Origin of the sequence: Streptomyces sp. NPDC008238 (genome assembly GCF_042956445.1) — a bacterium.
GTDB lineage: Bacteria > Actinomycetota > Actinomycetes > Streptomycetales > Streptomycetaceae > Actinacidiphila.
Genome location: NZ_JBIBGK010000001.1, coordinates 117,025 through 136,043, shown reverse-complemented (window position 1 = coordinate 136,043; position 19,019 = coordinate 117,025). Strand labels below are relative to the sequence as shown.

The 19,019-nt window shown below is 73.9% G+C and carries 17 protein-coding genes and 1 pseudogene; 14 read left to right on the top strand and 4 right to left on the bottom strand.

What is annotated here, in order from left to right:
* The first annotated feature begins 53 nt into the window (after positions 1-53).
* From ACFZAU_RS00610 to ACFZAU_RS00585, 6 genes and pseudogenes are all read left to right on the top strand, one after another.
* The gene (locus tag ACFZAU_RS00610) at positions 54-653 is read left to right on the top strand and encodes a DUF5134 domain-containing protein (RefSeq protein WP_500550420.1); all 600 of its coding nucleotides are present in this window, start codon (positions 54-56) and stop codon (positions 651-653) included.
* A 72-nt stretch (positions 654-725) separates the two neighbouring features.
* Positions 726-1,664, top strand: coding sequence for a M56 family metallopeptidase (locus ACFZAU_RS00605; protein WP_499603086.1), 939 nt, complete (start codon positions 726-728; stop codon positions 1,662-1,664).
* A gap of 10 nt (positions 1,665-1,674) precedes the next feature.
* Positions 1,675-2,385, top strand: a complete 711-nt coding sequence (locus ACFZAU_RS00600) for a phosphatase PAP2 family protein (RefSeq protein WP_500550419.1) — start codon at positions 1,675-1,677, stop codon at positions 2,383-2,385.
* A 102-nt stretch (positions 2,386-2,487) separates the two neighbouring features.
* On the top strand, positions 2,488-3,021 hold the full coding sequence (locus tag ACFZAU_RS00595) for an SMI1/KNR4 family protein (RefSeq protein ID WP_500550418.1): 534 nt from the start codon (positions 2,488-2,490) through the stop codon (positions 3,019-3,021).
* A 65-nt stretch (positions 3,022-3,086) separates the two neighbouring features.
* Positions 3,087-3,782, top strand: a complete 696-nt coding sequence (locus tag ACFZAU_RS00590; protein ID WP_500550417.1) for an HAD family hydrolase — start codon at positions 3,087-3,089, stop codon at positions 3,780-3,782.
* A gap of 187 nt (positions 3,783-3,969) precedes the next feature.
* Positions 3,970-4,593 (top strand): annotated as a pseudogene (locus tag ACFZAU_RS00585) (TetR/AcrR family transcriptional regulator); the annotation flags it as partial.
* Between the two features lie 210 nt (positions 4,594-4,803).
* Here ACFZAU_RS00585 and ACFZAU_RS00580 read toward each other — a convergent pair.
* Positions 4,804-6,255, bottom strand: coding sequence for an LVIVD repeat-containing protein (locus ACFZAU_RS00580; protein ID WP_500550416.1), 1,452 nt, complete (start codon positions 6,253-6,255; stop codon positions 4,804-4,806).
* 57 nt (positions 6,256-6,312) lie between these two features.
* On the opposite strand from ACFZAU_RS00580, the gene ACFZAU_RS00575 reads away from it, so the two are divergent.
* The 7 genes from ACFZAU_RS00575 (at position 6,313) to ACFZAU_RS00545 (ending at position 13,717) form a co-directional block, all read left to right on the top strand.
* Positions 6,313-6,960, top strand: a complete 648-nt coding sequence (locus ACFZAU_RS00575; RefSeq protein WP_500550415.1) for a DUF305 domain-containing protein — start codon at positions 6,313-6,315, stop codon at positions 6,958-6,960.
* A gap of 142 nt (positions 6,961-7,102) precedes the next feature.
* Positions 7,103-8,449, top strand: coding sequence for an FAD-dependent oxidoreductase (locus tag ACFZAU_RS00570; protein WP_500550414.1), 1,347 nt, complete (start codon positions 7,103-7,105; stop codon positions 8,447-8,449).
* Between the two features lie 82 nt (positions 8,450-8,531).
* Positions 8,532-9,881, top strand: coding sequence for a nucleobase:cation symporter-2 family protein (locus tag ACFZAU_RS00565; RefSeq protein ID WP_500550413.1), 1,350 nt, complete (start codon positions 8,532-8,534; stop codon positions 9,879-9,881).
* 174 nt (positions 9,882-10,055) lie between these two features.
* Positions 10,056-11,141, top strand: a complete 1,086-nt coding sequence (locus ACFZAU_RS00560) for a WD40/YVTN/BNR-like repeat-containing protein (protein WP_500550412.1) — start codon at positions 10,056-10,058, stop codon at positions 11,139-11,141.
* A gap of 31 nt (positions 11,142-11,172) precedes the next feature.
* Positions 11,173-11,850, top strand: coding sequence for a uracil-DNA glycosylase (locus ACFZAU_RS00555; protein ID WP_499603096.1), 678 nt, complete (start codon positions 11,173-11,175; stop codon positions 11,848-11,850).
* 25 nt (positions 11,851-11,875) lie between these two features.
* Positions 11,876-12,715: an LURP-one-related family protein gene (locus tag ACFZAU_RS00550; protein WP_500465100.1), complete on the top strand. Its 840-nt coding sequence runs from the start codon at positions 11,876-11,878 to the stop codon at positions 12,713-12,715.
* Positions 12,716-12,841: 126 nt separating this feature from the next.
* Entirely contained in the window at positions 12,842-13,717 is an 876-nt protein-coding gene (locus ACFZAU_RS00545; RefSeq protein ID WP_500465099.1) for a sirohydrochlorin chelatase, read from the top strand.
* Positions 13,718-13,812: 95 nt separating this feature from the next.
* On the opposite strand, the gene ACFZAU_RS00540 is transcribed toward ACFZAU_RS00545, so the two are convergent.
* The 3 genes from ACFZAU_RS00540 to ACFZAU_RS00530 all read right to left on the bottom strand — a co-directional run bounded on the left by ACFZAU_RS00540 (position 13,813) and on the right by ACFZAU_RS00530 (position 18,134).
* Complete coding sequence (locus tag ACFZAU_RS00540) at positions 13,813-14,850, bottom strand: lactonase family protein (RefSeq protein ID WP_500550411.1); 1,038 nt, start codon at positions 14,848-14,850, stop codon at positions 13,813-13,815.
* Between the two features lie 78 nt (positions 14,851-14,928).
* On the bottom strand, positions 14,929-16,200 hold the full coding sequence (locus ACFZAU_RS00535; protein WP_500551095.1) for a nitric oxide synthase oxygenase: 1,272 nt from the start codon (positions 16,198-16,200) through the stop codon (positions 14,929-14,931).
* Between the two features lie 416 nt (positions 16,201-16,616).
* The gene (locus tag ACFZAU_RS00530) at positions 16,617-18,134 is read right to left on the bottom strand and encodes an FUSC family protein (protein ID WP_500550410.1); all 1,518 of its coding nucleotides are present in this window, start codon (positions 18,132-18,134) and stop codon (positions 16,617-16,619) included.
* 368 nt (positions 18,135-18,502) lie between these two features.
* On the opposite strand from ACFZAU_RS00530, the gene ACFZAU_RS00525 reads away from it, so the two are divergent.
* Entirely contained in the window at positions 18,503-19,018 is a 516-nt protein-coding gene (locus tag ACFZAU_RS00525) for a (2Fe-2S)-binding protein (protein ID WP_500550409.1), read from the top strand.
* Position 19,019: the final 1 nt, after the last annotated feature.

Sequence of the window (19,019 nt, the reverse complement as noted above, 5' to 3'; positions counted from 1 at the left end):
GTGCGCCGCCGCGGGCGGGCATCCTCCGCGAAGGAGCCGAAGGAGGGCCGCTCATGCACGGACCGCCGCTGGTGGCCTGGCTGCTCGTGGCGCTCGGCGCCGCCACGGGGGCGTACTGCCTGTTCCGCACGCGTCGGGGCTGCCCCGGCACCGGGCCCGACGTACGCCGGACGGCGCGCGCGGAGGCGCTGATGGGGATGGGCATGGCCGTGATGGCGGTGCCGGTGTCGGTCCTCGATCCGCCACGGTGGGCCGCCGCGGCCTTCGGCCTGGTCTTCGGGGCCGCCGCGGTGCGCGCGCTGCTGCTGGCGCGGCACGACCCGCACCATCTGCACCACGCGGTGGGCACGGGGGCGATGGTCTACATGGCGGTGGCCATGGCCGAGGCGGGCGCCGCGGGTGCCGCCGGCGGCGCGGCCCACGCCGGTCACACCCCGGCGGGCACGCCCGCGGCGACCGGGCTGCTGCTGGCCTACTTCGCGGTGTACGTCCTGGCGGCGGGCGTCCGCCTGGTCTCGGTCCCAGCCGCCGTGACCGCGGCCGGTCCGGCGCCCGCGGGTGGCGTCGTCCCGGTGGCGCACGCGCCAGAACTGACGTCGGCGTGCCGCGTGTCCATGGCGATCGGGATGTTCGCGATGCTCCTCACGCTGTGACGGCAGTGAGGCGCGTCACTTTCCCGCCGGGGAACGTACCCGTGCGCAGCGGCACCCTCATAGTCTGGCGGCATGACCGTCCCGCTCGCGCTGCTCCTGCTCGGTGCGGTGGCGGCCGCCATGGCCCCGCGCCTGCTCACCCGCGCCGTCTGGCCCGAGCGGGAACCGGTGCTGGCCCTGTGGGTGTGGCAGTGCGTGGTCGGCGCGGTCCTGCTGTGCCTGTTCCTGGCCATGGCCCTCAGCGCCTCCGCCACCTGGTCCTCGCTGCGCGAGGGGTTGTTCGCCTTCGCCCCCCATGATGTCGTCGAGGCCTACGAGCTGCCCGGCTACGGCCCCTGGGCGGGTTACCTGGCGGTGCTGCTGGCCTGCGGGGGCGCCTGGACGGCGGCCATGCTGGCCCGCGAGATCCGCGGGGCCCGGGCCCGGCAGCGGGCGCGCCGCACCGAACTGCGGGCCCGCTCGCCCCGGCTGCCCGGTGAGGCCGCCGCGCCGGACGAGCGGCTGGTCGTCCTGGAGGGCGAGCGTCCGGACGCCTGGTGGCTGACCGGTCCCCGGCCGCAGCTGGTCATCACCACGGCCGCGCTGCGGCGGCTGAAGGGCCGTCAGCTCGATTCCGTCCTCGCCCACGAGCAGGGCCACGCGCGGGCCAGGCACGACGTCCTGCTGCACTGCGCCGGGGCGCTGGCCTCGGGCTTCCCGCAGGTGCCGGTCTTCGCCGGGTTCCGCGACCAGGTGCACCGGCTCGTCGAGCTGGCCGCCGACGACATCGCCTCACGCCGCTTCGGGCGGCTCACCACGGCCCTGGCCCTGGTCGAACTCAACGAGGACCGCGGCGTGTTCGGCCCCTGCCCCACGCCGGACGCGCAGGTCCCGGTCCGCGTCAACCGGCTGCTGGACCCCGCGCCCCGCCTCACCCGCCTCGGCCGCGCCCACGCCTCGGCGTGCGCGCTGCTGATTCCCGTCGTGCCGTTGCTCGTGGCCTTCGGCCCCGGAATCGGGGCGCTGACGTAGCCTCGGCTGCATGCACGCCCCTCCCGCACCTTCCGACGTCCGGGACCCCGACAGTGCCCCGCGCACCGTGTGCCTGAGCCAGTGCGCGGCGGTCTCCGCCGCCTTCCTGCTGCTGCTCGGGCTCGTCGCGGCGCGCTGGGGGCCGCTGCTGGCCGCCGACCGCGCCGTCGTCGTGGACCTGCACGCCGTCGCCGTACGGCACTCCGGCTGGACCCGGCTCAACCGCGTCCTCACCGACTGGGTCTGGGACCCGCTGACGATGCGTCTGCTGCTGCTCGCGGCCGTGGCGTGGCTGGTCGTACGGCGCGAGAACCGCCAGGCCCTGTGGCTGGTGGTGGCCGGCACCCTCGGCTGGGTGCTCCAGCAGGCCGCCAAGGCCCTCGTCGGGCGGGAACGCCCGCGGTGGCCCGACCCCGTCGACTCGGCCGCCTTCGCGGCGTTCCCCTCCGGCCACGCGACGACCGCCGCGCTCGTCTGCGGCGCACTGCTGTGGCTGCTGCTGCTCCGCGTGCCGGCCCGTTCCCCCTGGTGCGTCGCCGCCTGCGCCGTCGCCTTCGTGTCGGTCGCCGGTGTCGGCTTCACCCGCGTCTACCTCGGCGTCCACTGGCCTTCCGACGTCCTGGGGGGCTGGCTGCTCGCGGCGGCCGTGCTCACGGGTACGGCCGCGCTCTGCGAACCGTGGCGCGCGGGCTCCTCGGAGCAGGGCCGTACGTCCTCGTGACCCCGCCGGTCAGGGCCGGGGGTCGTGCAGGTTCAGGGGAGATCGGGGCCGCCCGCCGGCTGCCCTCCCGAGCTGTCGCACCGGCTGGTATCCATGGTCGGCATGGACACCGAACACGCCTCCCCCGAGGACCTCGCCGCGCTCCGCGCGGCCTTCGACGTGGACGATGACGGTGAGTCGGCGCTCGGATGGGAGGCCGTCCACGCCTTCGAGGCGCGGCACGGGGTGGTCCTGCCCGAGCCCTACCGGACGTTCGTCGCCGAGATCACCGACGGCTCCTTCCAGGGGCCTCCCGACTTCGGGCTCGTGGGGTTGGAGGAATTGCCGGACGACTGGGGCGACGAGCGTCCCGAGCGCGACCTCGGCCGGCCCTTCCCCCTGACGTCGGCGTGGCTCTGGGAGGACGACGACCGGCCCGAGGAGGAACTCGCGCCGCTCCGCTCCCAGGTGTTCGACCACGGCTCGGTCGTGCTGGGCACGGACGGCTGCGGCATGTACTGGCACCTGGTCGTCACCGGACCGCAGCGCGGCCGCGTGTGGAACATCACCGGCGAGGGCGCCTGCCCGTTCGACGCGGGGTTCGCGGGATGGGTCGGGCACTGGGCGGCCGGCAGGCCCTGGTTCGACGCCTCCTGACCGGGGCCCGGCCGGCGCCGGGTCCGGGTGTTGACCGGGAAGCCGGGGCGGGGAGGATGGCGGGCATGACCATCAAGGGATGCATGTTCGACTTCTCCGGGACGCTGCTGCGGGCCGAGTCCGCCCGCAGCTGGCTGGGCGCCGTTCTGGAGCGGATGGGGATCACCCCCGGCGAGGAGGAGTTGGCGGCGTACGCGGAACGGCTGGAGCGGGCCGGAGGGCTTCCCGGTGGGGCGGCACCCGAGCGGGTGCCGGCCCGGCTGGAGCGGCTGTACCGGGATCGGGACCTGTCGGCGGAGCACCACCGTGCGGCGTTCACCGCGCTGGCGCGGGAGGTGGAGCTGCCGTGGGGGGACGTCCACGCGGCGCTGTACGACCGGCACATGGAGCCCGCCGCCTGGTCGCCGTACCCGGACACGGTGGAGGTGCTCGAGGAACTGCGGCGCCGGGGCGTGCCGGTGGCGGTGGTGAGCAACATCGGGTGGGACCTGCGGCCGGTGTTCCGGGCGCACGGTCTGGAGGGACTGGTGGACGTCTTCGTGCTGAGCTTCGAACACGGCGTCCAGAAGCCGGATCCGCGGCTGTTCCGCGTCGCGTGCGAGGGACTGGGGCTGCCGCCGGAGCGGGTCGTGATGGTCGGGGACGACCGGCGGGCGGACGGCGGGGCGGCGGCGCTGGGCTGCACGCTGCACCTGGTGGACCACCTGCCGGTGGAACAGCGGCCGTCGGGGCTGCTGCCGGTGCTGGACCTGACCGCGTGACGGGTTCCTGACCGCGTGACGGGGATCTGAGGGCGCCCGGGCGACCGGCTCGGAGGTGCGGTACCCGGCGGTCCCCCGCGCCGCCGGGTACGTGCACCTCACCCCCGTGGACCCGCGTGAGCATGCCGTTCATCGCGGGCCGGCCCTGAGTATATTGGCTCCGAGCCAGTCAACGCAGGAGTAAAGCATGTCCCCTCGGCGACCGTCGGTCAATGAAGCGATGCGCCGGCGTTCTCGGGAGCGTCTGCTGCAGGCGACCGTCGAACTGGTGGAGGAGAACGGCTTCGAGGCCACGACCCTCGGGGACATCGCCGACCGCGCGGGTTCGGCACGCGGTCTGGTGTCGTACTACTTCCCCGGCAAGCGGTTGCTGCTGCAGTCGGCCGTGCACCGACTGATGCACACCGAAGTGGCCGCCGCCCTCGGGCGGGAACCGGCCCCCTCCGACGGCCGCGAGGTGCTGGCCCGGGCGATCGACGCCGTCCTGGGGCTGCCCGTGCACCACCCGGTCGTCATGCGGGCGCACATGGCCGGCATCCTCCAGACCGCGGGGTTCAGTGAGTGCGAGGAGCGGCAGCGCCTGGCCGAACTGCTGCTCGGCGCCGTCAGGGCCTGGGGTTCGCAGGACCCCGAGCAGGACTACCGGATGCTGCGGGCGCAGCTCATGGGCGGGGTGTTCGCGCAGTTGATCCCGGGCGCGGCGATGCCGCTGGTGCGGCTGCGGGCCGAAATGTTCCAGCGGTACGGACTGTCCTGGGAACTCGGCGTGGGGGCCGGGGGCCGGCCCCCCCCCCGGCGCCCCCCCCCCCCCGCCCCCCCCCCGGGGGGGGGGGGGGGGGGGGGGGTGGGGGGGGGGGCGGCGGGCCCCGGGCGCGGGGGGGGGGCGGGGGGGGGTGGGGGGGGGGGGGGGGGGGGGGGGGGGGGGGGGGTCGGGGGGGGCCGGGGGGGCGGGGGGGGGGGCGCGGGGGGGGCGGGGGGGGCCCCCCCCCCCCCCGCCCCCCCCGCCGCTGCCCGGGACCGCTCAGCGGTAGTCGGGCTGGGTCTGGACGTTGAGCTCGGCGATCCGGACGCCGCGGGCGCTGTCGGTGCGCCGGTCGGAGATCCGGAGCACGTCGAAGCCCTTGGCTATGTCGTTCGAGTAGATGTATCCGTTGTAGTAGTAGGCGCTCCAGGAGCCGCCCAGGGTCAGGGTGTCGGTCGAGAGGGGCCCGCGCTCGAAGTAGCCGATCTCCTTGGGACGCGAGGAGTCGGTGAAGTCCCACACGGAGACGCCGCCCTGGTACCAGGCCTGGACCATGATGTCGCGGCCCTTGGCGGGGATGAGCGATCCGTTGTGGGCGACGCAGTTCTCGGTGTCGGCCTGGTGGCGCGGGATCTTGTAGTAGTTGCGGAAGACGAGTTCGGACTTGCCGTGCTTGCGGACGATGTCGTAGATGCCGTCGGCGCCTCGATTCGGTCCGATCGCGGCGTTGCACTCGGCGCCGCCGCCACCGCCGAGCTCGTCGGTGAAGACGACCTTGGTGCCGCGCTCGTTGAAGGTGGCCGAGTGCCAGAACGAGAAGTTGACGTCGTCCTGGACCCGGTCGAGGACCTTCGGCCGCTCGGGGTTGGAGATGTCCATCAGGATGCCGTCACCCATGCAGGCACCGGCGGCGAGCTTCATCTTCGGGAACGCGGTGATGTCGTGGCAGCCGGTGGTCTCACTGACCCGCGCCTGGGTGTCGGTGGGCGGGACGCCCGGGTTGCCGCCGTCGGGGAAGAGGACGGGGAAGGCCGTGACGGCCGCCTTCTCCGGGTGGTTGCGCGGGATCTTCACGACGGAGATGCCGTCGTGCGGGGGCTGGCAGTCCGGGAAGCTCGCGCTGGGCGAGTAGGAGGACACGTAGACGAACAGGTCGCGCTTTTCCGGTACGAGGGTGTGGGTGTGGGAGCCGCAGGCGGTCTCCACGGCGGCGACGTAGCGCGGGTTGGCCTTGTCGCTGATGTCGAAGACCTTGACGCCCTCCCAGGAGGACTTCTCGGTGGCGGACTGGCTCGTGCTCGCGCAGGTGTTGTCGGAGCGCGAGGAGTCGGTGGACAGGACCAGCAGGTTCCCGGAGACCGAGATGTCGTTCTGGGATCCGGGGCACAGCACCTGGCTGACCATCTTGGGGCTGGTGGGACGGCTGATGTCCCAGATGACGAAGCCGTCGTAGTTGCCGGCGAAGGCGTATCTCCCCTGGAACGCCAGGTCGGTGTTGAATCCCCCGAGCGACTGCTTGGGTATGTTCACCAGGTGCTCGACGTTGGCGCTCGTCACGACCTCGTCGACACCCGGGATGCTCCCGTCGGCCGTGGCGGGGGCCGGGGCCGCCAGTCCGAGCAGCGCGACGGCTGCGGCCGCCAGGGCCACCAGTCGTCCGGGGCGAGCGAGGGCTGTACGTAAGCGCTTCACCGCGTTCCTCCCTTGAGTCCGTTCGCGATTGAACTTCATGCGGACCCCGGCAGTATGGCCCTTCTCATGCGCGCGTCAAAAGATGACAATGCACTGGTGTTTTCTTCGTATCGCGTTGCGACGCTGCCCGCGCTGGCCCTCGCCGCCGCCTTAACCCTCGCCCTGACCAGCTGCGACGGCGGTTCCGGAGGCGATTCCGCGTCCGCCGCGCCCTCGGTCATCGCACCGGGAGCACCGGGTGAGAAGGCCACCACCCTGTCTCGGGACGAGGCGGCCGAGGCCCTGCCCGACGACTCACCGAACGCGGCGGACCTCACCTACGTGACGAACATGGTCGCCCACCACCAGCAGGCGCTTGTCATGACGGCCCTCGCCGGCACCCACGCCTCGGACAAGCGGGTCCGCGCACTCGCCGCACGCATCGACGCCGCACAGGGCCCGGAGATCGACGTCATGGAGGCCTGGCTCAAGACCAACGGCGGCTCCCATGGCGCCGCCCACGACCACGACCACTCCTCGATGCCCGGGATGGCCACCGCGGCGCAACTGGCGGCGCTGCGCGCGGCGCGCGGCGCGGAGTTCGACCGGCAGTTCCTGAACCTGATGATCACCCACCACCGCGGAGCGGTGACGATGGCCACCGACGAGCTCACCCACGGCCGCAACGTCCAGGTCGGCGAGTGGGCGAACGACGTGATCGCCCAGCAGAGCGCCGAGATCGCCCGGATGCAGGCCATGGGCTGACATCCCCGGCCGCGACACGCGCCGGTGCCCTCCCCCCGGTGGTCCCTCGGTGCGATGCTGGACGTGGCCGCCCGTCCCGCCCGTCCCGGGCGGCGCACGGGCCGCCGAGGTGAACCCAACCCTCGCCGAAGGGGAGGCGCCCGTGCTGCGTGTGGCAGTGGTCGGATCAGGTCCCAGCGGGGTGTACACGGCCGAGGCGCTGACCCGCCAGGAGTCGGTGCCGGACGTCGCCGTCGACGTGCTCGACCGGCTGCCCTGCCCGTACGGACTGGTCCGGTACGGGGTGGCCCCCGACCACGAGAAGATCAAGTCCCTGCAGGGCACGCTGCGACGCGTCCTGGAGGACCCCCGGATCCGTTTCCTGGGCAATGTGACGGTCGGCGGTCCCGGGCTGTCCCCGCGGGCGCTGCTGGGGCTGTACCAGGCGGTCGTGTACTGCGTCGGCGCCGCGACCGACCGCCGCCTGGGGGTGCCCGGCGAGGACCTGCCCGGCAGCTGCGCGGCCACGCACTTCGTCTCCTGGTACAGCGCCCACCCCGACGAGGCTCCCGGCACCTTCCCCCTGCACGCCCGCTCCGCCGTCGTGATCGGGGTCGGCAACGTGGCCGTCGACGTGGCACGCGTCCTGGCCCGGGGCGCCGGGGAGCTGCGCCGCACAGATGTGCCCGAGGAGGTGCTGCGGGCCCTGGCGGACAGCCGGGTCACGGACGTCCACATGGTGGGGCGCCGCGGGCCCTCGCAGGCGAAGTTCACCACCAAGGAGCTGCGTGAGCTCGGCGACCTGCCCGACGCGGACGTCGTCGTCCGGCCCTCGGAACTGGCGCTCGACCCCGCGTACACCGACCCGCAGGGGCTCGTCCCGGTCGCCCGGCGCAACGTGGAGGTGCTGCGCGGCTGGGCCGCCCGGCCGCCGGCGGGCCGGCGGCGCCGCATCCATCTGCGCTTCTTCCTGCGGCCGGTGGCCGTGCTGGGTGAGGACGCGGTGACCGGGGTGCGGTTCGAGCGGACCGCGCCGGACGGGCAGGGCGGGGTGCGCGGCACCGGCGTCCTGGAGGACATCGAGGCCGGGCTCGTGCTGCGGTCGGTCGGGTATCGCGGCGTCCCCCTGGAGGGGCTGCCGTTCGACGACCGGCTCGGCATCGTCCCCAACGAGGAGGGGCGTGTGCTGCGCGACGGCGCGCCCTCACCGGGCGAGTACGTCGCCGGGTGGATCAAGCGCGGGCCGACCGGGGTCATCGGCACCAACCGCCCCTGCGCCAAGCAGACGGCGGCTGCCCTGGTCGCCGACGCCCCCGAGCTGCTGGCCCGGCACACCGCGGCCGCTGATCCGCTGGAAGGGCTGCGCGCGCTCGGCCAGGACCCGGTGGAGTGGACCGGGTGGGAGGCCATCGAGGCCGCCGAAGCGGCGCTGGGCCGGTCGCTGGACCGCACGACGGTGAAGATCCAGGACTGGGAAGGGCTGTTGGCGGCCGCCCGCCCCACGGGGTGAGGCCGCGGGACAGTCCCCCCAGGTCCAGGGCAGCCGCTTCGTCCTGCCACCGCACACCCGCGCCGCGTTCGAGGAGCCGCCTGTGGCGACGCCGCCGCACCGTTCCGCCGTCCATCCCGTCGACGAGGTCCTGCCCGCCGTCCAGCTGGGGGCGTTCGGGCTGCAGCACGTGCTGGCGATGTACGCCGGGGCGGTGGCCGTGCCGCTCATCGTCGGCGGCGCACTGGAGCTGTCGCCCGCCGACCTCGCCTACCTGATCACGGCGGACCTGCTGGTGTGCGGCATCGCCACACTGCTGCAGTGCGTGGGATGGTGGCGGTTCGGCGTCCGGTTGCCCATCATGCAGGGCTGCACCTTTGCGGCGGTCTCACCCATGGTGCTGATCGGCCAGCGCGGCGGACTCCCCGCGATCTACGGCGCCGTCATCGCCTCGGGAGTGGTGATGGTCGTACTGGCACCGGTCTTCGGGCGGCTGCTGCGGTTCTTCCCCCCGCTGGTGACGGGCACCGTGATCCTGGTCATCGGGCTCAGCCTGCTGCCGGTCGCCGGCAACTGGGCCGCGGGAGGGGCGGGGTCGGCCGGCTTCGGGGCGCCGCGGAACATCGGCCTCGCGGCGGCGGTGCTGGTGGTCGTCCTGCTGGTGCAGCGCTTCGCGCCCCCCGTCGTCGCGCGCGTCGCGGTCCTGGCGGGCATCGTGGTGGGCACCCTCGCGTCCGTGCCGCTGGGCTTCACCGACTTCGGCGCGGTCGGCGACGCCGGCTGGCTCGGGATCAGCACGCCGTTCCACTTCGGCACGCCCGACTTCCAGGGCGCGGCGATCGTCTCCATGCTCGTGGTGGCCCTGGTGACGATGACCGAGACGACCGGGGACATCATCGCCGTGGGCGAGCTGACGGGCCGCCATGTGGAGCCGCGGCGGCTCGCCGACGGGCTGCGCGCCGACGGCGTCTCGACCGTGCTCGGCGGGGTGTTCAACACCTTCCCGTACACCGCCTACGCGCAGAACGTGGGCCTCGTGGGGATGACCGGGGTGCGCAGCCGCTGGGTGGTGGCGACCGCGGGCGGCATCCTCGTGTTCCTGGGGCTGCTGCCCAAGCTGGGCGCGGTGGTCGCGGCGATCCCGGCGCCCGTGCTGGGCGGGGCGGGCCTGGTGATGTTCGGGACGGTGGCGGCGAGCGGGGTACGGACCCTGTCGACCGTCGACTTCCACGGCAACGGCAACCTGACCGTGGTGGCCGTGTCGGTCGCCGTGGGACTGCTGCCGGTGGGCGTGCCGCATGTGTACGACGCCTTCCCCGACTGGTTCCAGACGGTGATGGACAGCGGCATCAGCGCGGGGTGCATCACCGCGATCGCGCTGAACCTGCTCTTCAACCACCTGCCCGGCGGTTCCGGTTCGGGCGCCGAGGAGGCGGGGCTCCACCGGGGCTGACGGCACGACGGTCCGGCCCCGCCACCGAGCTGTTCGCGTGCGGGACCCCTCGTCCTGCGGTCCGCGGCGGGACCCGTCGCCGGGGCGAACGCGCGCCGCGACCCCCCGTTGTCGGTGGGACGGTGCAGAATCTGTGATGCAGGACACATTCCCGTAGCTCGGAGATGGTGCGTCATGGACGACGTCGTACTCGCGATCGGCACGCGCAAGGGCCTGTTCCTCGGACGGCGGACAGCCGACGGGGGGTGGGAGCTGACCGGCCCGCACTTCCCGATGCAGGCGGTGTACTCGGTGGGCATCGACACCCGGCGGGCGGTGCCCCGGCTGCTGGTCGGCGCGGACAGCTCGCACTGGGGGCCGTCGGTGTTCCGCTCCGACGACCTCGGGCGCAGCTGGGAGGAGCCGGCCCGGCCCGCGGTGCGCTTCCCCAAGGACACGGACACCTCGCTGGAGCGCGTCTGGCAGATCCAGCCCGCCGGGACCGACGCCCCCGACCTGGTGTGGGCGGGCACGGAACCGGGCGCGCTCTTCCGCTCCGACGACGGCGGCGTGACCTTCGAGTTCGTGCGGAGCCTGTGGGAGCACCCCCAGCGGGAGCTGTGGGGCGCCGGGTTCGGCGGGCAGGCGGTGCACACGGTCGTCACCGATCCGCGTGACGCCGACGCCGTGATCGCTGCCGTCTCCTCCGGCGGGGTCTACCGCTCCAGCGACGGCGGCGCGAGCTGGGAGGCGTCCAACACCGGGCTCAAGGCGGAGTTCCTGCCGGACCCGTACCCGGAGTTCGGCCAGTGCGTGCACAAGATCGCCCGGGACGCGGTGGACCCGGACCGGCTCTACCTGCAGAACCACGGCGGGGTCTACCGCAGTGACGACGCCGGCGCGTCGTGGACGGAGATCGGCAAGGGCCTGCCCGCGGACTTCGGCTTCGCCGTCGCCGTCCACCCCCGCCGCGGCGGCGTCGCCTACGTCTCGCCGGTCAACGACGGCAGCGACCGCTACCAGCCCGACTACCGCTGCCGCGTCTACCGCACCGAGGACGCCGGCGCCTCGTGGACGGCCCTGTCCGCCGGCCTGCCCACGGACGAGCACTACGGCGTGGTCCTGCGCGACGGACTGCGCACCGACGACGCCGACCCGGCCGGCGTGTACTTCGGCAACCGCAACGGCGAGGTCTACGCCAGCGCCGACGAGGGCGACACCTGGCGGCTCGTGGCCTCGCACCTGCCGGATGTGCTGTGCGTCCGGGCGGCTGTGGTCTGACTGTCGGTGTGAGCCACTAGAGTGACTCACCGTGGCTGCAAGACCGTTGAACGAAATCGTCGAAGAAGGCTGGGCCAAGGCGCTGGAGCCGGTCGCGGGGAGGATCGCCGCGATGGGCGACTTCCTCCGCGCCGAGATCGCCGCGGGCCGCACCTACGTGCCGTCGGGGGCGAACGTGCTGCGCGCGTTCCAGCAGCCCTTCGACGACGTCCGGGTGCTGATCGTGGGCCAGGACCCGTATCCCACCCCGGGGCACGCCGTCGGGCTGTCGTTCTCGGTGGCCCCGGAGGTGCGACCGCTCCCCGGCAGCCTGCAGAACATCTACCGGGAGCTGAACACCGACCTCGGCCTCCCCCAGCCCTCCAACGGGGACCTGACCCCCTGGACCCGGCAGGGCGTCCTGCTGCTCAACAGGGCGCTCACCACCGCGCCGCGCAAGCCCGGGGGCCACCGCGGCAAGGGCTGGGAGGAGGTCACCGAACAGGCCATGCGGGCGCTCGTCGCGCGAGGCAAGCCGCTGGTCTCGATCCTGTGGGGCTCCGACGCGCGCAAGCTGCGCCCGCTGCTGGGGAACCTGCCGGCCGTCGAGTCCGCCCACCCCTCCCCCATGTCGGCCGACCGCGGCTTCTTCGGCTCGCGTCCGTTCAGCCGGGCCAACGACCTCCTGGCGCGGCAGGGCGCGGAACCGGTGGACTGGCGGCTGCCCTGACAGAGGCAGCCGTTACCCTGCCCGGGTGACGACGCATTCGAACACCCCGGCGGGCTGGTACCCGGACCCGCACGGCACGCAGAACCTGCTGCGCTACTGGGACGGCTCCCAGTGGACGGAGCACACCCACGCCGGCGGGGCGCAGGTCCCGCCGCAGCCCAAGGACAACCCCTGGGAGCTGGGCGTCGACGGGGGTCCCGACCCCGCGCGCATCCAGCGCCAGGTGCATCAGCAGGCGGGCGTCGCCCCCACCGGCCCGGGTGGGGGGACGCTCTTCAGCGAGCCCGTCCTGGTGGTCAACCAGAAGGCCAAGCTCATCGAGCTGAACAACGAGTACAGCGTCTTCGACCAGCACGGGCGCCAGCTCGGCTCGGTGCTCCAGGTCGGTCAGAGCACCGCGCGCAAGGTGCTGCGCTTCGTCTCGAGCGTCGACCAGTTCCTGTCGGTGCGCCTGGAGGTCCGTGACCCGCACGGGCAGCCCCAGTTGCTGCTGACCCGGCCGGCGAAGTTCATCAAGTCCAAGGTGATCGTGCAGCGCGCCGACGGCACGACGCTCGGCGAGATCGTGCAGCAGAACGCCATCGGGAAGATCAACTTCTCCTTCGAGGTGAACGGCCAGAAGATCGGCGCGATCAAGGCCGAGAACTGGCGGGCCTGGAACTTCGCCATCGTCGACCACACCGACACCGAGGTCGCCCGGATCACCAAGACCTGGGAGGGTCTGGCGAAGACGATGTTCACCACGGCCGACAACTACGTGCTGCAGATCCACCGGCAACTGGCGGACCCCCTGCTGAGCATGGTTGTCGCCTCCGCGCTCACCGTGGACACCGCCCTCAAGCAGGACTCGCGCGGACTCGGCTGATCGTGGGACGCATACGGTGCCGGGACGAGCGGACCCGGCACCGTATCGGGACAGAACCGGACAGGTAACCCCTGCGACGGACCCGCCCGAACAACAGAGCGCGCAAAGGCACTAGCATGCCTCGCCATGAGCACTGCCGAAGGCCCCGCACCCGGCCTGCCCGTTCGAATGCCCCGCCCCCGCCAGCCCGGGCGGCACCGGCGGCCGGAGCCGCTGACCACGCCTGAGGGTGCACCCGCGCTGGTCCTCGCCGTGCCCGGCACTCCCTCCCCCGCGATACGCAGTCTCGCGGAGGAGATCGTCAGCATCGCCCGCATCGAGCTCTCCGGGCTCGACCCGCGCATCGGCTACGTCGACGGCGACGGCGAGGAGTACCCGACCCTGGAGTCGGTGCTGGCCCAGGCCGCGACCGAGCGCGGCGACCAGACGCCCGCGGCCGTCGTGGTGCCGCTGCTGGCCGGTCCCGAGGCCTCGGTGATGCGCCGGCTGCGCCAGGCGGTGGCGGACAGCCGTTCCGCGGCGGAGGTCACCGACGTGCTCGGCCCCCACCCGCTGCTGGCCGAGGCGCTGCACGTGCGCCTCTCCGAGGCCGGCCTCGCCCGCGCCGACCGCGCCCGCCTGTTCACGGTGGCCACGGCCGCCGACGGCATCATCCTGGCCACCGTCGGTGGCGAGGAGGCCGTCCAGGCCGCCGGGGTGACCGGTCTGCTGCTGGCCGCGCGACTCGCGGTGCCGGTGCTGGCCGCCGCGCTGGACATCGAGGACTCAGTCGCCGGGGCCGCCGAGCAGCTGCGTTCCTCCGGCTCGACCACGCTGGCGCTCGCGCCGTACGTGATCGGTCCCGAGGTCGCCCCCGAGGTGCTGCACGACGCCGCCAAGGAGGCCGACTGCTCCGCGGCCGACGCGCTGGGTCCCTACCCGGCCATCGGCAAGCTGGTCGTCGCCACGTACACCGCGGCCCTGGGCATCCCCCAGCCGTCGCAGGGCGCTTCGCTGGGCTGAACCGGCGGGACCTCGACGACGGCGTGGTGGGCCCCCCCCCCGGGGCCCCCGGGGGGGGCCCCCCCCACGCCGTCGCGTTCCCGGGGCGGCCGCCGTCAGCCGAAGACCACGCAGGACGCCGCGGGCACCGCCACCGAGCCCGCGAGCTTCGGCGTACCGGTGGCCGGGTCCACGTCGAACCAGCTGACGTCACCGGAGCGTTCGTTGGCCGCGTACAGCCGCTTGCCCGAGGGGTCGAGGGTCAGGTGGCGCGGCCAGTCACCGCCGCAGTCCACCGTCTCCACCAGCTCCAGCCCGTCGCCGCTCTCGTCGACGGACAGCACGGCGATGCTGTTGTGCCCGCGGTTGGCGGCCCAGGCGAACCGGCCGTCGGGCGAGACGACCAGCTCGGAGGGGTAGTTCGGGCCGACGGCGTCCGCGGGCAGCACGGAGACCTCGGCGACGGGCTTCAGACGGCCCACCTCGGCGTCCCAGTGACAGACCGTCACCACGGAGTCCAGCTCGTTCATGACGTAGGCGCGGTCGCCACGGGGGTGGAACGCGAGGTGGCGCGGGCCGGTGCCGGAGCGCAGCCCCATCTCGCGCTCCACCTCCAGTTCCCCGCTGTCCGCGTCGAGTTCGCAGACGCGCACGGAGTCCGTGCCGAGGTCCACGGTGAGCACCCAGCGCCCGGAGGGGTCGGGCAGCACCATGTGGGCGTGCGGGCCCTCCTGGCGCTCGGGGTCGGGGCCGTCGCCCTCGTGCTCCATGACGTGGCGCGGCGAGCCCAGCGCCCCGCGGTCGTCGACCGGCAGCACGCTGACCGTGCCGGAGGCGTAGTTGGCGGTGAGCAGGTGCCCCCGGTGCAGGCACAGGTGGGTGGGCGCGCCACCGCCCACCGGCACCGTGGCGCCCAGCGGTTCGGGGCGGGCGGGGTCGGCCAGCGAGAACACGGCCGCGCCGCCGTCCTCGGCGTGCTCGCTGACGGTGTAGAGCAGGCCGCGGTCCTCGGAGAGCACGAGGAAGGAGGGGTCCTCCACCGCGGAGTCGGCGCGCAGCACCGTCAGCGCTCCCGAGTCGGGGTCGACGGCGGCGGTGGTCAGTCCCTTGCCGCCCGCCGAGGTGAACGACCCGATGTAAACGTGCCCGGCCACTGCCGTACCTCTTCCGCAGGTTGTCTGTACGGCGGCTGAGAGTAACGCAGTGGCCGGAAACCGATCCCGTTGCCCCCGTCACACCAGCGTCTCGCCGCGGGCGAGGGCGAGGGACTCGGGGTGGTGCACGTAGGCGGGGGTCAGCTCGCCGGTGTCGTAGTAGCGGTGGAAGACGCCGGTGGCCGAGCCGGAGATGGGCGGCACGATCCACGACCAGTCGGCGGCCACGGGTCGGCCCTTGCGCTCCTCCCGTTCGATGTGGGCGAGGAAGCGCCGGGACTCGGTGTGGTGGTCGGTGATGCTGACGCCGACGCTGTCGAAGGAGTGCAGGACGGCCCGGTTGAGCTCGACCAGGGCCCGGTCGCGCCAGAGCGAACGGTCGCTGCCGGTGTCCAGGCCGAGCCGGTCGGCGAAGCGCGGCAGGAGGTCGTAGCGGTCGGCGTCGGCGAAGTTGCGGGCGCCTATCTCGGTGCCCATGTACCAGCCGTTGAAGGGGGCGGCCGGGTAGCAGACGCCGCCGATCTCCAGGCACATGGAGGAGATGGCCGGGACGGCGTGCCAGCGCAGGCCCCACTCCGCCAGCCAGTCGAGCTCCGGGTGGGCGATCGGCACCTCCAGCACGGCGTCGGCCGGCAGCGGGAAGTGGCGCGGCGGTTCGGCGCCGCCCTGCACGACCAGGGGCAGGACGTCGAAGGGCGTGCCGGGGCCGCCGGGCCAGCCGAGTTGCCGGGCCACCTCGGTGATGCCGGTGTTGCCGGGGTCGCCGACGACACCGCCGTCGGGGCGGGGGTAGCCGGCGTAGCGGATGAGCTGGTCGTTCCAGATCCTCGGGCCGGGACGGTCGGGCGTGTCCGGGGCGAAGACGGTGATGACCGGGCGGATCCGCCCGCCGTTGGTCGCGACCCTGAGGTGGGCGGCGGCCTCCAGGGCCACCCCGCGCGCGGTCGCGACGTGGCGGCGGTCGCGGACCTGGAGGGAGTTCCAGTACAGCCGCCCTATGCAGCGGTTGCTGTTGCGCCAGGCGACCCGCGCGCCGAAGACGAGTTCCTCGTGGGTGTGCCGGTAGGTGCCCGTCGCGTCGATCTCCGCGAGCACCGCGGCAAGCCGCTGCTGCGGGTCGCCGGCGGCGCCGGGCAGTTCGCGGTGGTACTGCCGCAGGAAGTCGGTGGCCAGCGCGCGGACGTCCACGTCCTTGTGCCGGACGGCCGGGGCGGCGCCCCCGTCCCGACCTGCGGCGCCGTCGACGGGGCAGGTGGCCGCCACGTCATCGGGACGCGGCGCCTCGGCGCCCTCGTCCGCGGCCTGCGGGTGCCCCGCGGGGCAGCCGGCCAGCGGCTCCGGGCCCTCCATCCGCTGGTGCTCCGCCGCGGGCGGGACGCGGGCCGGCCCGGTACGCCGTTCGCTCTTCCCCCCGGTACGGCGCAGAAATCTCAGCACGCCTGGCACCCCCAAGACCGCCCTGCGTGAACCGTTTCCGCACGGCCCACGGGTACGGCACGAGACTGGAATCGGTCTCACCACTCGTCCGGAGTCAGTCATCCTGGCACGCCGGGCCGAACGGAACGCCCTTTCGGGTGAATTGACGACATCACGACCCAGGTTGGACGCAATCCGGTCACGTGACGACCGTGACCGGTCCCGTTCGGCCCGGGGGCGCACATGAAGCCGGCACGCACGCCCGGCGCCGCCGACCGGCCTCCGTGCGCCGCGGGCACGCCGCCCGTCGACGGGCCCGGGCACCTCCGCCCAGCGCCCGGGGCACGGCCTCAGACGGGCTCGGCGGCGGGCTCCCGGCGCAAGGAGGCGCCGAGGGGGACGACCAGGCCGGTAAGGGCCGCCTCGAGGCCGCGCAGGTGCTCCAGGGCCCGGTCGGCGTGCGGGTGCGGGCGCGCCGTCCCACCTGCGGTCGCCCCGGGCGCGGGCACGACGCTCCCGGCTGCGCCCGGGGGCACCAGGCGCCGGACGGCGGTCTCCACGCGGTGGCACGCCGCCGTGAGGCGTTCGTCGTGGCAGGCGTGCGGATCGGCCACGACCTCCGCGAGGCCCCGGACCTGGCGGGCGCATTCGTCGAGCAGGGCGAGGACGGTACGGGCCCGGGCCCCGCGGTGCCGCATCGGGCTGAGCGGGTGCACCAGCGGGGCGACGGCGGCCCGCACCCGCTCCAGGAGGACGTCGAGCTCCGCCACGTGCCGGGCCAGGTCGTCGCCCGGGCCGCCGGCGAGGTGGCGGGCGGCCTCGCCCGTGAACTCGTGCACCGCGTGCAGCGCGCGGCGGATCCAGGCGTCGGTCGCCGCGTGCGTGGTCACCGGCAGCACCACGAGGACCGCGACGGCCGCGCCCAGGGCGCCGACGGCGGTCTCCCCCAGCCGCAGCGCGAGCAGACCGGGGTGGAGGATGCCGAGCAGGCCGTAGAGCAGCCCGGCCATCAAGGTCACGAAGAACATCATCCAGCTGTACGAGACCGGGGCGGTGTAGAAGATCCCGAAGACGCACACGGCGACGAGAGCGGCGGTCGGCGCGGGCGCCCCGTGCAGCGGGAGCGCCACGGCGAGCCCGGCGGCGATGCCGGTGACCGTGCCCAGGACCCGGCGGAAGCCGCGTACGAGGGTCTCCCCCCGCGAGGTGGTGTTCACGAAGATCCACCAGGCGGTGCCGACCGCCCAGTACCAGCGGTCCTCGGACAGCGCCTGGCCCACCGCCACCGCGATGCCGCCGGCGAGCGCCGCCTGGAACGCCTGCCGGGTCGTCGGGCGGCGCAGCCCCCGCGGCTGGGGCAGGACGACGGCCCGCGCCCGGACGGCACCGCGCTCATAGCACCACAGGCCGAAGCGGACGAGGGCGGCGCAGCCCAGTCCGAGGCCCACGGCCGCGTACAGCCCGGGCAGCAGGGCGGGAGAGGCCCGCAGGAACTGGGCGACGAAGAACATCATGAAGGCGAAGACGCCCAGGGCGTGGCCGCGCGGCCCCCAGCGGCGGGCGTAGACCCCCGCGAAGACGACCGCGAGGAAGGCCGCGTCCCGTGCGCCGGGGTGCGGGTGCAGCCACGCGGCCAGCCAGAGGACGGGGAGGCCCGCGGCGGGCATCAGGGCGGTCGTCACGGCCTGGCGGGCCGGGCCCGGGTCGCCGACGACGAACAGCGCGAGCAGTGCGGCCAGGCCGCCCGTCACGACGGCGGGCAGCGGCAGCCCGGCCGCCGTCTCGGCGGCGACGGCCCCCGCGATGCCCAGGACCGCGCGCGAGGCGGCGCGCAGCCGCGCGCGCCCCGGGTCCGGTGCGATGAACATCCGCCTCACCACGTGCCCGCCCTGCCCTGCGTCGTGTCGCGGCGCATGTCCACGCATGGAAAAGGCGCTGCGGGGACCCTTGCCTGCCGCAACGCCATCGTCGCCCCCAGGAGAACATCCTCCGGGCCCATGGCTCAACCGGATGCGTTTCGACTGGGCCATTGGTCCGGTCGTCGCTTGCGCGGCCTGGGCCGGGCCGGACCACTGGCCCATGCCGGAACGCCCATTCGGCGTATATTGAGGAGAAAGGCGGACGTATTGACGCATAAAAGTCGATCCCGCCTTTAACGGCGCCTGACGAACCAAACTCACCGGATCCGCCCCAGGAGGGGCTCGAGTCGTATCCGACCCGTCCGGAGGAGGACGCGATGAGGGACGTGGCGAGCGAGCGGGACGTGGACCGTCCCGGAACCATCGAGCGGGTCGTGACACTCGACGTCAACGGCCGGTCCTACACCCTGCGCCTGGACACCCGGGTCACGCTGCTGGACGCCCTGCGGGACCGGCTGGGCCTGACGGGCACCAAGAAGGGGTGCGACCAGGGCGCGTGCGGGGCGTGCACGGTGCATCTCGACGGCAGGAGAGTGCTGTCCTGCCTGACGCTGGCTGCCCAGGCCGAGGGCCGCGCGATCACCACCATCGAGGGCGTCGCGGACCCGGAGGGACCGCACCCGGTGCAGCGGGCCTTCATGGACCACGACGGCTTCCAGTGCGGCTTCTGCACCCCCGGGCAGATCATGTCCGCGGTGGCGCTCATGGCCGAGGGCCGGACCGGCTCCGACGAGGAGATCAGGGAGTTCATGAGCGGCAACCTGTGCCGTTGCGGCGCCTATCCCAACATCGTGGCCGCGATCCGGGAGGCGGCGGCGGCCGGGGGAGGTTAGG

What these genes read in the sequence shown, in the direction of transcription:
- ACFZAU_RS00610 (WP_500550420.1), top strand. Translation starts at nt 54, where the DNA reads ATGCACGGACCGCCGCTGGTGGCCTGGCTGCTCGTGGCGCTCGGCGCC.
- ACFZAU_RS00605 (WP_499603086.1), top strand. Translation starts at nt 726, where the DNA reads ATGACCGTCCCGCTCGCGCTGCTCCTGCTCGGTGCGGTGGCGGCCGCC.
- ACFZAU_RS00600 (WP_500550419.1), top strand. Translation starts at nt 1,675, where the DNA reads ATGCACGCCCCTCCCGCACCTTCCGACGTCCGGGACCCCGACAGTGCC.
- ACFZAU_RS00595 (WP_500550418.1), top strand. Translation starts at nt 2,488, where the DNA reads ATGGACACCGAACACGCCTCCCCCGAGGACCTCGCCGCGCTCCGCGCG.
- ACFZAU_RS00590 (WP_500550417.1), top strand. Translation starts at nt 3,087, where the DNA reads ATGACCATCAAGGGATGCATGTTCGACTTCTCCGGGACGCTGCTGCGG.
- ACFZAU_RS00580 (WP_500550416.1), bottom strand. Translation starts at nt 6,255, where the DNA reads ATGAAGTTCAATCGCGAACGGACTCAAGGGAGGAACGCGGTGAAGCGC.
- ACFZAU_RS00560 (WP_500550412.1), top strand. Translation starts at nt 10,056, where the DNA reads ATGGACGACGTCGTACTCGCGATCGGCACGCGCAAGGGCCTGTTCCTC.
- ACFZAU_RS00545 (WP_500465099.1), top strand. Translation starts at nt 12,842, where the DNA reads ATGAGCACTGCCGAAGGCCCCGCACCCGGCCTGCCCGTTCGAATGCCC.
- ACFZAU_RS00535 (WP_500551095.1), bottom strand. Translation starts at nt 16,200, where the DNA reads ATGGAGGGCCCGGAGCCGCTGGCCGGCTGCCCCGCGGGGCACCCGCAG.
- ACFZAU_RS00530 (WP_500550410.1), bottom strand. Translation starts at nt 18,134, where the DNA reads ATGTTCATCGCACCGGACCCGGGGCGCGCGCGGCTGCGCGCCGCCTCG.
- ACFZAU_RS00525 (WP_500550409.1), top strand. Translation starts at nt 18,503, where the DNA reads ATGAGGGACGTGGCGAGCGAGCGGGACGTGGACCGTCCCGGAACCATC.